Source organism: Cyanobium sp. Lug-B (genome assembly GCF_024345635.1).
Classification (GTDB): Bacteria; Cyanobacteriota; Cyanobacteriia; order PCC-6307; family Cyanobiaceae; genus Cyanobium; species Cyanobium minutissimum.
This window is the reverse complement of sequence record NZ_JAGQBM010000033.1, coordinates 1-10,871: the sequence shown is the minus strand read 5'-3', so window position 1 is coordinate 10,871 and position 10,871 is coordinate 1. Positions and strand designations below refer to the sequence as shown.

At 69.9% G+C, this 10,871-nt stretch carries 15 protein-coding genes and 2 tRNA genes; 10 read left to right on the top strand and 7 right to left on the bottom strand.

Annotated features, from left to right (window positions below; genetic code table 11):
• The first annotated feature begins 22 nt into the window (after positions 1-22).
• Complete coding sequence (locus KBY81_RS09530; RefSeq protein ID WP_254976355.1) at positions 23-580, top strand: hypothetical protein; 558 nt, start codon at positions 23-25, stop codon at positions 578-580.
• 748 nt (positions 581-1,328) lie between these two features.
• Here the strand turns inward: KBY81_RS09530 and KBY81_RS09525 are convergent.
• Positions 1,329-1,820 carry a YajQ family cyclic di-GMP-binding protein gene (locus tag KBY81_RS09525; RefSeq protein ID WP_106222458.1) on the bottom strand — a complete coding sequence of 164 codons (492 nt, stop codon included), beginning with the start codon at positions 1,818-1,820 and terminating at the stop codon, positions 1,329-1,331.
• Between the two features lie 60 nt (positions 1,821-1,880).
• Here KBY81_RS09525 and KBY81_RS09520 point away from each other — a divergent pair, with 60 nt between their 5' ends.
• The gene (locus KBY81_RS09520; protein ID WP_106222456.1) at positions 1,881-2,369 is read left to right on the top strand and encodes an MAPEG family protein; all 489 of its coding nucleotides are present in this window, start codon (positions 1,881-1,883) and stop codon (positions 2,367-2,369) included.
• A 22-nt stretch (positions 2,370-2,391) separates the two neighbouring features.
• Here the strand turns inward: KBY81_RS09520 and KBY81_RS09515 are convergent, their stop codons facing one another.
• Entirely contained in the window at positions 2,392-3,306 is a 915-nt protein-coding gene (locus KBY81_RS09515) for an SPFH domain-containing protein (protein WP_106222454.1), read from the bottom strand.
• A 102-nt stretch (positions 3,307-3,408) separates the two neighbouring features.
• Between KBY81_RS09515 and KBY81_RS09510 the strand changes: the two genes are divergently transcribed.
• Positions 3,409-3,858, top strand: a complete 450-nt coding sequence (locus tag KBY81_RS09510) for an NfeD family protein (protein WP_254973545.1) — start codon at positions 3,409-3,411, stop codon at positions 3,856-3,858.
• 26 nt (positions 3,859-3,884) lie between these two features.
• Here the strand turns inward: KBY81_RS09510 and KBY81_RS09505 are convergent, their stop codons facing one another.
• A complete protein-coding gene (locus KBY81_RS09505) occupies positions 3,885-4,397 on the bottom strand; it encodes a hypothetical protein (protein ID WP_015108742.1) in 513 nt (170 codons plus the stop codon).
• A 39-nt stretch (positions 4,398-4,436) separates the two neighbouring features.
• Positions 4,437-5,543: a phosphotransacetylase family protein gene (locus KBY81_RS09500; protein ID WP_106222450.1), complete on the bottom strand. Its 1,107-nt coding sequence runs from the start codon at positions 5,541-5,543 to the stop codon at positions 4,437-4,439.
• A 63-nt stretch (positions 5,544-5,606) separates the two neighbouring features.
• Between KBY81_RS09500 and KBY81_RS09495 the strand changes: the two genes are divergently transcribed.
• Positions 5,607-6,338, top strand: coding sequence for an NAD-dependent epimerase/dehydratase family protein (locus KBY81_RS09495; protein ID WP_254976354.1), 732 nt, complete (start codon positions 5,607-5,609; stop codon positions 6,336-6,338).
• Positions 6,339-6,356: 18 nt separating this feature from the next.
• Here the strand turns inward: KBY81_RS09495 and map are convergent, their stop codons facing one another.
• A complete protein-coding gene (gene map / locus KBY81_RS09490; protein WP_106222446.1) occupies positions 6,357-7,217 on the bottom strand; it encodes a type I methionyl aminopeptidase in 861 nt (286 codons plus the stop codon).
• A 143-nt stretch (positions 7,218-7,360) separates the two neighbouring features.
• On the opposite strand from map, the gene KBY81_RS09485 reads away from it, so the two are divergent.
• The 6 genes from KBY81_RS09485 to gltX all read left to right on the top strand — a co-directional run bounded on the left by KBY81_RS09485 (position 7,361) and on the right by gltX (position 10,334).
• A complete protein-coding gene (locus KBY81_RS09485) occupies positions 7,361-7,642 on the top strand; it encodes a peptidase (RefSeq protein ID WP_181280192.1) in 282 nt (93 codons plus the stop codon).
• 42 nt (positions 7,643-7,684) lie between these two features.
• Complete coding sequence (gene rplS, locus KBY81_RS09480) at positions 7,685-8,176, top strand: 50S ribosomal protein L19 (protein WP_106222442.1); 492 nt, start codon at positions 7,685-7,687, stop codon at positions 8,174-8,176.
• Positions 8,177-8,242: 66 nt separating this feature from the next.
• Positions 8,243-8,315: transfer RNA gene (locus KBY81_RS09475), tRNA-Trp, on the top strand.
• Positions 8,316-8,351: 36 nt separating this feature from the next.
• On the top strand, positions 8,352-8,540 hold the full coding sequence (locus tag KBY81_RS09470) for a hyperconserved protein Hcp (protein ID WP_006043540.1): 189 nt from the start codon (positions 8,352-8,354) through the stop codon (positions 8,538-8,540).
• 250 nt (positions 8,541-8,790) lie between these two features.
• Positions 8,791-8,864, top strand: a tRNA-Asp gene (locus KBY81_RS09465).
• Between the two features lie 24 nt (positions 8,865-8,888).
• Positions 8,889-10,334, top strand: coding sequence for a glutamate--tRNA ligase (gene gltX, locus KBY81_RS09460; RefSeq protein ID WP_254976353.1), 1,446 nt, complete (start codon positions 8,889-8,891; stop codon positions 10,332-10,334).
• A gap of 26 nt (positions 10,335-10,360) precedes the next feature.
• On the opposite strand, the gene KBY81_RS09455 is transcribed toward gltX, so the two are convergent.
• Both KBY81_RS09455 and KBY81_RS09450 read right to left on the bottom strand, forming a co-directional pair.
• Complete coding sequence (locus KBY81_RS09455) at positions 10,361-10,603, bottom strand: hypothetical protein (RefSeq protein WP_106222438.1); 243 nt, start codon at positions 10,601-10,603, stop codon at positions 10,361-10,363.
• Positions 10,561-10,871, bottom strand: a 311-nt coding sequence (locus tag KBY81_RS09450; protein ID WP_254976352.1) for a DUF1643 domain-containing protein, incomplete at its 5' end; no start/stop codon positions are given. The genes KBY81_RS09450 and KBY81_RS09455, both read right to left, overlap by 43 nt.

Genomic DNA, 10,871 nt, shown 5'->3' with positions numbered 1-10,871 from the left:
GACCAACACGACATCCCCTCCCATGGCCCGCCTCCTCCCCAAACTTGCCTTCACAACGACAGGTCTGGCTCTGGGCATGGCGCTGGCCCAGCCGGCCCCTCTCAGGGCGGCGGTGGTGAATTACACCTTCGACATTCTGATCGACTCGGGCCCTCTGGCGCCCAACAGCTATTCCGGCACGTTCGCCTACAACACGAACACGCTCAATCTCACCGACTTCTCCTTCCTGTTCCAAGGCACCCAGTACGACGAGAACGACGATCCTGATGCTGCGGTCGTCTTCGACAATGGGGTCTTTCTCGGTCTCGAGTATTCGGTCGACACCCTGCCCGCCTTCTCTTTTGTGCCTGGCTTCTTTGATGTCAACGAAGCCTTCTTTGCTTACGACCTCGATGCCATCGGCAGTCAGGGGGGTGCGGGAAGCCTGGCCTTCACAAGGGTCGTGAAACCGGAGACATCAACGGTTCCAGGCCCCCTTCCCCTGCTGGGAGCCGCAGCCTGCTTCGGCTACAGCCGGAGGCTCCGTCGCCGGATCCAGGGCATGGCCACTCCCGCGACCCCCGCCATCACACCCGACTGACCAACTCCGTGGCAAGGGTGCCGCCACCAAAACCATGGCTGCTGCACATCTGCATCCATGGTGAAGATGCAGCAAAGGCAACGGTTCGGATCCGTCCATAACAGAATAATGATGGTGATCAGGCACTGAGGGGCCATGGCGCCGTCCAGCCATCGCACATCTGCAGCGGTCGTCCTCGCAGGCGTCGCGGCCGTCCTGCTGCTGCCCCCGCCGGCCCTGGCGCTGGATCTGATCTTCGTCTTCGACGGCCTGATCGGCACCTTCCGGGGTCTGGAGGCCGGGACAGCCACCAGTACCCCACCGGCGACCGTTGAACTCAATTTTGCTTCCTCTTCGGGGTCTCCGAAGGGGATCTTCGAGACGGCGCCGCGCTGCCTGCTTCCCGACTGCGGCTTCATCTCCGTGACCGCCAACGTTTCAACATTCACCGCTCCAACCGTCTTCCATGGCCATCACAGTGGCTGGCAACTGCTGATCAGCCCGGTTCCAGGACAGCGCCCCGGCGCCGCGCCCTGGCCCCTCACTGGATTGCTGCTCTATTGCCCAGGTTTTGAGCTGGCTGGCGAGCTGGACGATTGCCCAGCCCCCGCTCCTGGCACCGAGCCAAGATCCGGGTGGCTCTCACCGCCCCCGCACGGCGACCCCGGCGACCCGCCTGATCCTGCGGTCCCTGGCCCTCTGCCGGTCCTGGGGGTCGCCGCCGCCTTCCGCTGCAGTCGCCGGCTGAGGGCAAGAATCCGCGGCCGCCTCAGCGGTAGTTTTCAAACTGGAGCGGCACTTCCAGATCCTCCGCCCGCAGCAGGCTGATCACCTGCTGGAGATCATCCTTGTTCTTGCCGGTGACGCGCAGGCTCTCGCCCTGGATCGCCACGGTCACCTTCTTGACCTCATCGCGGACCTTCTTGCTGAGCTTCTTGGCCAGTTCCTGGCTGAGGCCCTTGCGCAGCTTGATCACCTGCTTCACCCGGTTGCCGCCCACCGGCTCCGGGGTCTGCAGATCGAAGATCTTCAGCGACAGGTTGCGCTTGGTGGCCTTCTGGCGCAGCACGTCCACCACCGCGTCCAGGGTCATGTCGCTGGCGGTGGTGATCGTCAGGCTGGCCTCCTCCACGTCGATCTCGGTGTTGGAGTCCTTGAGGTCGTAGCGCTGGCCCACCTCGCGGCGCACCTGGTCGACGGCGTTCACCAGCTCCTGGCGGTCGAAGTCGGAGACGACATCGAAGGAATAGCTGTCGGCCATGGCGCGGGCGAAGGCAAGGCAGCGCCAGCCTAGAAAAGAGACCCCAGCCGCCCTGTCCCGATGGCCACCTCCCTGCTCCCCCCCCTCCTGGCGGCCAGCGTCGCCCTGCCGGTGCTGCCGGCGGCCGCCGGCGGACCCTTCGCCTGGTCGCTGGTGCTCTCCGGCGCCGTGGTGGTGCTCAGCCTGATCCCCCTGGGGGCCGCCCGCTCCCAGGCCGACTTCACCCCCTCCGACCTGGCCGCGCCGCGGGCGATGTTCGAGCGGCTGCCGGCCTGGGGCAAGCGGGCCAACTGGGCGCACCAGAACAGCTTCGAGGCCTTCACCCTGCACGCCCCCGCCTGCCTGCTGTGCCTGCTGGTGGCCCCGTCGGTGCTGGCGGCCGCCCCTTGGGTGCCCCTGGTGGCCTGGCTGCACCCCGCCCTGCGTCTGGGCTACATCGGGGCCTACGTGGCCAACGTTCCACCCGTGCGCAGCCTGTGCTGGGCCGGCGGCATCCTCTGCACCGCCCTGCTGTACTCCGAGGGGCTGCGGGCGGTGCTGCGCAGCTGAGTCAGCTGGGAGGAGTGGAGCCTCAGCTGCCGCCCTTTTCCTGCAGCCCCTTGAGGGCCGCCAGCAGCGAGGCCGGGCTCTGGGGATCCACCATCAGCACGCTGCCGCCATGGGAGCGGGCCATCTCCTGGCCCATGGCCATCCAGTCCTTGGCCAGCAGCAGCCGCAGCCCCTCGGCCGCCGCGGGATGGGCCTCGATCACCGCCGCCAGCTGGGTGGCCGATTCGGCCCGCGCCTTGGCCAGCAGCAGCTGCTGCTTGGCCTGGGCATCGGCATCGAGCAGCACCGCCTCCTGCTTGGCCTTGGCATCCAGCACCAGGGCCTCGGCACGGCCCCGGGCCGCGTTCACCTGGGACTCCCGCTCCCCCTCGGAGCGCAGGATCGCCGCCCGCTTCTCCCGCTCGGCGGTCATCTGCTGCTCCATGGCCTGCTGCACCCCCTGGGAGGGCTGGATGTCGCGCAGCTCCACCCGGGTCACCTTGACGCCCCAGGGATCGGTGGCCTGGTCGAGCTCCTTGAGGAGGGTCTCGTTGACCTCGCTGCGGGTGGTGAAGGTCTGGTCGAGGTCGAGCTTGCCCATCTCGGCCCGGATCTGGGTGAGCACCAGGTTGACCATGGCCGCCTGCAGGTTGTCGACGCCGTAGTAGGCGCGGGCATGCTCCAGCAGCTGCCAGTACACCACCGCATCCACCTCGATCGAGACGTTGTCGCGGGTGATGCACTGCTGGGGGGGAATGTCGAGCACCCGCTCCTTGAGCGATTCGTGGCTCACCACCCGCTCCAGGCCCGGGATCACCAGGGACAGGCCGGGGCGCAGTTCCCGGTCGTACTTGCCGAGGCGCTCCACCAGCATCGAGCGGCTGCTGCTGGTGACCTTGACGCCGCTGATGCCCAGCCCGGCGAGCACCACGAGCACCGGAATGATGAGCGCTTCCATGCAGGCTTCGTCACTGGCGCAACGCTAGGCAGGATGGGGGCGATGGCCAACGGTCCCGTTGGTTTCGTTGTTCCTCCGCCCCCGCCCCGTCGCACCCCGCCGATGCCCGCACCCCCGATCCTCTGGCTGGCCCTGGCGGGGGTGCTGCTGCTGCTGGAGCTGGTGGGCGCCGACGGGGACGGCCTGCTGCTGATCGGCGCCGTGGCGGCCCTGCTGCTCACCCTCGTCGCCATCCTGGCGCCGGTGCTGCCGCCCCTGGGCCAGCTGCTCCTCTACGCCGTGCTGGTGGGAGCGGGCTACGCCTGGCTGCGCCGCTGGTCGGCCCGCCGCCAGGCCCGCACCATCCCCCCCAGCGCCCGCGCCGAACTGGCGGAGGTGACCACGGCCTTTGATGCCAACGGCGAGGGCCGGGTGCGCTGGCAGGGCCAGAGCTGGGCCGCCCAGAACCTGGCACCCCAGCAGAGCCTCCCCCCCGGTAGCCAGGTGACGGTGATGGGCCGGGAGGGAACGCGGCTGCAGGTGCTGCCGCGCCAGGAGAACCTGCTGGGCTGAAACCCGGCCGGCGGGAACCGGCCGGCTCAGTCGAAGAACATCAGGCTGACCACCTTGCCCATGTCCTCGGCGGTGCGGCAGCTGGAGAGCAGGGTCTCGCTGTCGTGGAAGGCGTAGCAGATCAGCTGGTCGCAGCGGTTGATGATCTCCTGGTTGCAGAGGCTGCTGGCCATCGGCAGGGGCAGCTCATCATTTTCGGGCTTCTCCACCAGGTGCAGCACGCGCTCCAGCTGGCTGCGGGATTCGCCCGGCTGGCGGTCCAGGCTCTGGGGCAGCAGCACGGTGAGCCGGGCCGGATCCACCTCCAGCACGCTGCGGATCACGGCCGCATTGACCCCCTGGGCCCCGGAGGTGATCAGGTTGTGGCCCTCCTGGGCCAGGGAACGGGCCACCAGCTCCACCAGGTGGATCGACACCACCGGCACATGGCGACTGCCGAGGAAGGCGATTCTGCGTTTGCCCCGGTCCTGGAGCATGGCCAGCTCCTGGGCGAGCGTATCGATCCGGTCCAGGGCCGGAAGATCTAGGGACCGGGTCACCCGTTATCGACAACCAACGAACTGAAACTAGCAGCGCCCTCAGGCATGGACCGCCAGGCGCAGCCGGCGGAACAGCCGTTCGAAGTGGCAGTTCTCCTCCACCAGCCGGATCGCATAGGTGGCCTTCACCGCTTCATGCAGCCGCACATGGCCGATGGCGGCATCGATCACCTCCACGGTGGTGAGGGTGTCGTGGTCGACCTTGAGCACCGGCACCTCCAGTTCCTCGGCCCGGCTGATCAGCTGGGGCAGGGGTTCACCGGCCCCGGTGAGGATCAGGCACTGGGTGGAGGCCTCCAGGGCCGCCAGCTGGATGTCGGTGCGGTCGGCGCCGGTGACGACGGCCATGTTGCGGCGGCGGCGGAAGAATTCCATCGCCGAATTGACGTTCATGGCGCCGATCGAGAGGGTCTCCACCAGCAGGTCGAGGCCGTCGCGGCAGCAGAGCACGGTGGCCGCCAGCCGCCGGGCCAGCTCCTCCACCGTGACGCTGCGCAGCAGGGGACTGCGGGGCATCACGCCCAGCACCGGGATGCCGAGCCGCTCCAAGGCCGGCAGGACCGCCTCCCGCACCTCCGGCACCACCTCGGGCACCACGGCGTTGAGCACCACGCCCGCCAGCAGATCCCCCAGCTGGTGCCGGGCCTCCAGCAGGGACTCGACGCTGCGGCTGTCGCTCCACGGGTGCACCAGCAGCACCGGGGCCTGCAGAGCCTGGGCCAGCTGCACCAGGCCCAGGCCGTAGAGCTGCCCTTCGCTGAGGCTGCCGGCCCCCTCCAGCAGCACCAGCCGCTCGGCGTCGTCGTGGATGCGGCGCTGCAGCAGAGTCAGCCCCTCCCCCGGGTCAAGATCCCCTGCCAGCAGACGGGCCCGGGCCGTCGCCGGCTCCAGGACGTGCAGCGAAGGGATCAGCTGCTCCGGCTCCAGACCGAGGGTGGCGCCGATGAAGCGCACGTCGGGATCGAGCAGGGGGTTCTCCGGGGCCGCATCGGGGAAGGCGTCGAGCGGGTCGTCCATGCAGGTGGCCAGCGGCTTGCCGAAGGCGAGCGGCACGCCCTGGCGGGCGAGCTGGCGGCCCAGACCGAGCACCACCGCCGACTTGCCGCTGAAGGGTTCGCAGGAGCCGATCAGCAAGGGGATGGACATGGTGTGACCTCGCCGGGACCCGCAGGTGCCGGGCAATCTAGGCAGCACGACCACCGCAGGCCCATGCCGGACCCCTCGAACGAAGCGCTCACCGTGGCCGTCACCGGCGCCAGCGGCGCCCTCGGCCAGGCCCTGCTGCGCCGCTGGCACCGCCGCGGCGCCCGGCTGATCGCCCTCTGCCACGGCCGCACGCCGCTGCAGCTGGCCGGGCCGGACGGGCAGCCGATCCCCCTGCGCCAGGTGCACTGGCAGGTGGGCCACGAGGCGGCCCTCGAAGCCCTGCTGGCGGAGGTGGACGTGCTGGTGATCAACCACGGCATCAATGTCCATGGGGACGGCAGCGCCGAGGCGACGGGTTGTTCCCTGGAGGTCAATGCCCTGAGCGCCTGGCGGCTGCTGGAGCTGTTCGCCGCGGTGGCGGCGCTGCGGGATCCGGCGCAGCGCGACGGACGCCCACGGCCGGAGGTGTGGGTGAACACCTCGGAAGCGGAGATCCAGCCGGCCCTGAGCCCCCTCTACGAGATCAGCAAGCGGCTGCTGGGCCAGCTGCTCAGCTTGCGAGCCCCGGAGCTGGCGGCGGTGGTGCGGCTGCGGCGCCTGGTGCTGGGTCCGTTCCGCTCGGCCCTCAACCCCATCGGGGTGATGGGCGCCGACTGGGTGGCCGGCGAGATCCTTCGCCAGGCCGACTGGAACTGCGGCCTGATCATCGTGACGCCCAACCCGCTCACCTACGTGCTGATGCCCCTGGCGACCGTGAGCCGCTGGGCCTACCTGAGCCTGCTGCTGCGGCGCTGAACGCCAAAGCGGACGGGCCTAGAAGTCGCGGTCGGTGAGGATGTCGCAGCCGTCGGCGGTGACCACGATGGTGTGCTCCCACTGGGCCGAGAGGCTGCCGTCCACGGTCACCACGGTCCAGCGGTCCTTGAGGGTGCGGCAGGCCTTGCTGCCGGCGTTCAGGATCGGCTCCACCGCCAGGGTCATGCCGGCCCGCAGCTGCATGTTGGGCAGGTCACGGGTGCGGTAGTTGAACACCGAGGGCTCCTCGTGCAGGTTGCGGCCCACACCGTGGCCCGTGTAGTCCTCGACCACGGCATAGCCGTGGGCCTCGACGTGGTCCTGGACGGCGCCGGCCAGCTCCAGCAGGGTGCTGCCGGCCTTCACGGTGGCCAGGCCCTTCATCAGCGATTCCTGGGCCACCCGGCTGAGGCGGCGGGCCTCCTCGGGCACCCCCTCGCCGACGCAGAGGGTGACGCAGCTGTCGCCGTGGAAGCCCTCGTAGTAGGCGCCGGTGTCGATCTTGACCAGATCGCCGGCCTTGATCACCCGTTTGCCGCTGGGGATGCCGTGCACCACCTCGTTGTTGATGCTGGCGCAGATGCTGGCCGGAAAGCCGTGGTAGCCCTTGAAGCTGGGGGTGGCCCCCATGGCGCGGATGCGGGCCTCGGCGTGGCGGTCGAGGTCGCCGGTGGTCATGCCCGGGGCGGCCATGTCCATGATCTCCCGCAGCACCGTGGCGACAATGCGGCTGGCCTGGCGCATGATCGCGATCTCCCGCGCCGACTTGACTTCCACGCCGCGGCGGGTCTTCTGGATGCGGGGGCCGGCCTGGGTGAGAGGGGTGCCACCGCCCTTGACGCCGTTGGTGCTGGCCAGCAGATCGGCGAACAGGTTCATGCGGTGGGAGACGGGCCGGACATTCAAGTTATCAATGGCGTCCCTCCCGCCGTCGTTTCCCCGTGTCCAGCCCCACCCCCGCCGCGTCCCCACGGCCCGCCGCACCGTCCTGGGGCGCCCGCCTGCGGCAGGCCCACGCCTGGATGGCGCCGCTGGTGCTGACGCCCCTGCTGCTCTCGGCCCTCACGGGTGTGGGTTACCGCCTGCTGCGCGACTGGGGCGGGCTGAGCCGGGACCAGGTCCATCCGCTGATGGTGCTGCACGAGGGCGAGTGGCTGCAGCGCTGGCTGGGCCCGGTGGGAGAGACCCTCTACGTGCTGCTCAACGGCCTGGGGCTGCTGTGGATGCTGGTCACCGGCGGCGCCATGGCCTGGGAGCGGCTGCAGCGGAACTGGCGGCGGCGCGGGGGGAGGGGGGTCACCTGAGGCGGTAAGGTGTTGGTTTGGCCAGGCGCTCCGAGAAAAGGGATGGCAACCGAGACCGATCCGACCACCACCGATCCATCCACCGAGGATCCATCCACTGCGGCGGACCCGCAGACCGTGGACCAGGCGGCCCCTGACGTGGCGGCCCCTGCCGCCGTGACCGTCACCACCGGCAAGCTGAGCGCCCGCGCCCTGATCGAGGAGTTCGAAGCGACCCAGCTGAAGAGCGACCTGCCCGAGATCTACGTGGGCGACACCGTCAAGGTGGGCGTGCGCATCCGGGAGGGCAACAAGGAGCGGGTCCAGCCCTACGAGGGCGTGGTGATCGCCAAGCGCCACGGCGGCCTCAACCAGACGATCACCGTGCGTCGCATCTTCCAGGGCATCGGCGTGGAGCGGGTCTTCATGCTCCACAGCCCCCAGGTCGCTTCCGTGAAGGTGGAGCGGCGCGGTAAGGTGCGTCGGGCGAAGCTCTTCTATCTGCGTGACCGGGTGGGTAAAGCCACACGCGTCAAACAGCGCTTCGATCGCTGAAGCCTGGTTTCACGGGTGGCCATTGCCCGCGAATCCCTCTCACGCTTTCCAGGGGCCATCGGCCTTGCGCCGTTAGTTCAGTTGGTAGAACGCAGGTCTCCAAAACCTGATGTCGGGGGTTCAAGTCCTCCACGGCGCGTTCGATGGTCCCATTTGCAGTCTCGTGGTTCCGAACATGGAGTTGGATCTACAACCCGGTGATGTGGTCAAGGTGCTGGAATCGGCCGCCCTTGGCTGGGTCCGGGCCCGGGTCATCCGGGTCAAGTCCGGAGGTCGGGTCGTGGTCCAGAGCGACCAGGGGCGGGAGTTCACCGCCCGTGGCAATCAGGTCCGTCTGATCGAACCCGCCGGCTTCCGCCCCTGAGCGCAGCGCTGCGGCGTCCCTTCCGGTCAGCGTCCGCCCCGTGCCCCGCACGGGGCTTTTTGTGTGGCCCCTCCCCCCGCGGCGCCCCAGGGCGGCGGGGTTGGTGGCCTTCGGGGGCGGCGTTGACGGACCGCGTTGACGGAGGGACCGGTGACGATGGATACTTCCTTGGTCGGCGTCCGCGCCGTCGTGATCGCCCATCGGTGCCGCATCCACCCTCTGGGGCGGATTCAGGCTCGAATGTCGGTCTGGGACTGTAGTTCAATCGGTTAGAGCACCGCCCTGTCACGGCGGAAGTTGCGGGTTCGAGCCCCGTCAGTCCCGTTCTCACCATCTGGAGCCGATTCCGTGGCCGCAGCGGTTCCCGTACGCGTTCGGCTGGCCCCCAGCCCCACCGGCACCCTCCACATCGGCACCGCCCGCACGGCGGTGTTCAACTGGCTGTTCGCCCGCCACCTGGGGGGGGCCTTCCTGCTCCGCATCGAGGACACCGACCGGGAGCGGTCCAGGGCCGAGTACACGGAGAACATCCTCGATGGCCTGCGCTGGCTGGGCCTCACCTGGGACGAGGAGCCGGTGGTGCAGAGCCAGCGCATCGAGGCCCACCGGGCCGCGATCGCCCAGCTGCTGGCGAGCGGCCACGCCTACCGCTGCTTCGCCAGCGACGCCGAGCTGGCGGCGATGCGGGAGCGGCAGCAGGCCGAGGGGCGCGCCCCCCGCTACGACAACCTGCACCGCGACCTCACGCCCGAGCAGCAGCAGGCCTACATCGACGAGGGCCGCGAGGCGGTGATCCGCTTCCGCATCGACGACGGCGCCACGATCACCTGGAACGACCTGGTGCGCGGCGAGATGCGCTGGGCCGGCAGCGACCTGGGCGGCGACATGGTGATCGCCCGCCGGGCGCCCGCCGATGCCATCGGCGACCCCCTCTACAACCTGGTGGTGGTGGTGGACGACGCCGCCATGGCCATCAGCCACGTGATCCGGGGCGAGGACCACATCGCCAACACCGGCAAGCAGCTGCTGCTCTACGCCGCCCTGGGCCTGACCCCGCCCCTGTTCGCCCACACCCCCCTGATCCTCAACCAGGAGGGCCGCAAGCTCTCCAAGCGCGACGGCGTCACCTCCGTGGGGGATTTCCGCGCCATGGGCTACACCGCCGAAGCCCTGGTCAACTACATGACCCTGCTGGGCTGGTCGCCGCCGGAGGGCCTCGGCGAGCGCTTCAGCCTCGAGCAGGCGGCGGCGGTGTTCTCCTTCGAGCGGGTCAACCGGGCCGGGGCGCGCTTCGACTGGGACAAGCTCAACTGGCTCAACGCCCAGGTGCTGCATGGGCTGGAGGCCGGCGAGCTGCGCCAGCGGCTGCTGCCCCTCTGGCAGGCCCGGGGCTGGGCCGACGACGGCCCCGCCGCCGACGCCGGCTGGCAGGAGGACCTCTGCGCCCTGCTGGGCCCCTCCCTCAGCCTGCTGGCGGACGGGGTCGACCAGGCCGCCCCCTTCTTCGAAACACCGGAGCCGGACGAGGCAGCCCTGGCCCTGCGGGCCGACGCCGCCAGCCGCACCGCCCTGACGGCCCTGCTGGAGCAGCTGCCGGAGGGGCCCCTCGAGGCCGACACGGCCCAGGCGCTGCTGGGGGCGGTCGCCACGGCCGCGGGCGTCAAGAAAGGGGTGCTGATGAAGGGGCTGCGGGCCGCCCTGCTGGGCAGCCTCAAGGGGCCCGACCTGCTCACCACCTGGCTGCTGCTGCACCGGCTCGGCAGCGACCGGGAGCGGATCGCCGCCGCGCTCTGAGGCCGGGACAGAGGCCTCAGGTGGCCTCAGTCGTCGAGGGCGCCGTAGATCGGCTCCACCCGGATCGCCTGGACACTGCCGGCCCGCAGCACCAGGAACTCGCTGGTCAGGTCGCTGATCGGCACGTTCACGAAGGTGTCGAGGGTCGCCGCGTTCAGCACACCGCCGTACCAGTTCTGGAAATCCTCCAGGGTGTTGAAGTGCACCTCCTGGTGGTGCCCGCCGGTCAGGAACAGGTGGATGGCGTAGCGGCGGGGGGTGCGGGCCATGGGGCGCGGACGGCGGCGTCGGACTGCCCACAGGATGCCCCATACGGCTGCAACAGGCTTGCGGCCGGCCGGTAGAGGGGATGGAGCGGGGCGCCGGAGGCGGTGCAGCCAAGGCACACCAGCCGGGAACGGTGGGGGGCCAGCAGCTCCAGCACCCGTTCGTCCTGGCCGCAGCGGCGGCCGCCGTTGCCCCAGCCCAGCCAGATCAGCGGCGGCGGCGCGGCGGCAGCGGCAGGCCCACGGGGCCGCTGGGCCGCCCGCACCCGAT

Bases quoted from the DNA above. Each gene is read 5' to 3' on its own strand.
- KBY81_RS09515 (WP_106222454.1), bottom strand. From the start codon at position 3,306: ATGGAAGCGCTCATCATTCCGGTGCTCGTGGTGCTCGCCGGGCTGGGC.
- KBY81_RS09500 (WP_106222450.1), bottom strand. From the start codon at position 5,543: ATGTCCATCCCCTTGCTGATCGGCTCCTGCGAACCCTTCAGCGGCAAG.
- rplS (WP_106222442.1), top strand. From the start codon at position 7,685: ATGGCAACCGAGACCGATCCGACCACCACCGATCCATCCACCGAGGAT.
- KBY81_RS09485 (WP_181280192.1), top strand. From the start codon at position 7,361: ATGGCGCCGCTGGTGCTGACGCCCCTGCTGCTCTCGGCCCTCACGGGT.
- KBY81_RS09525 (WP_106222458.1), bottom strand. From the start codon at position 1,820: ATGGCCGACAGCTATTCCTTCGATGTCGTCTCCGACTTCGACCGCCAG.
- KBY81_RS09470 (WP_006043540.1), top strand. From the start codon at position 8,352: ATGGAGTTGGATCTACAACCCGGTGATGTGGTCAAGGTGCTGGAATCG.
- KBY81_RS09510 (WP_254973545.1), top strand. From the start codon at position 3,409: ATGCCCGCACCCCCGATCCTCTGGCTGGCCCTGGCGGGGGTGCTGCTG.
- KBY81_RS09520 (WP_106222456.1), top strand. From the start codon at position 1,881: ATGGCCACCTCCCTGCTCCCCCCCCTCCTGGCGGCCAGCGTCGCCCTG.
- KBY81_RS09495 (WP_254976354.1), top strand. From the start codon at position 5,607: ATGCCGGACCCCTCGAACGAAGCGCTCACCGTGGCCGTCACCGGCGCC.
- map (WP_106222446.1), bottom strand. From the start codon at position 7,217: ATGAACCTGTTCGCCGATCTGCTGGCCAGCACCAACGGCGTCAAGGGC.
- KBY81_RS09530 (WP_254976355.1), top strand. From the start codon at position 23: ATGGCCCGCCTCCTCCCCAAACTTGCCTTCACAACGACAGGTCTGGCT.
- KBY81_RS09455 (WP_106222438.1), bottom strand. From the start codon at position 10,603: ATGGCCCGCACCCCCCGCCGCTACGCCATCCACCTGTTCCTGACCGGC.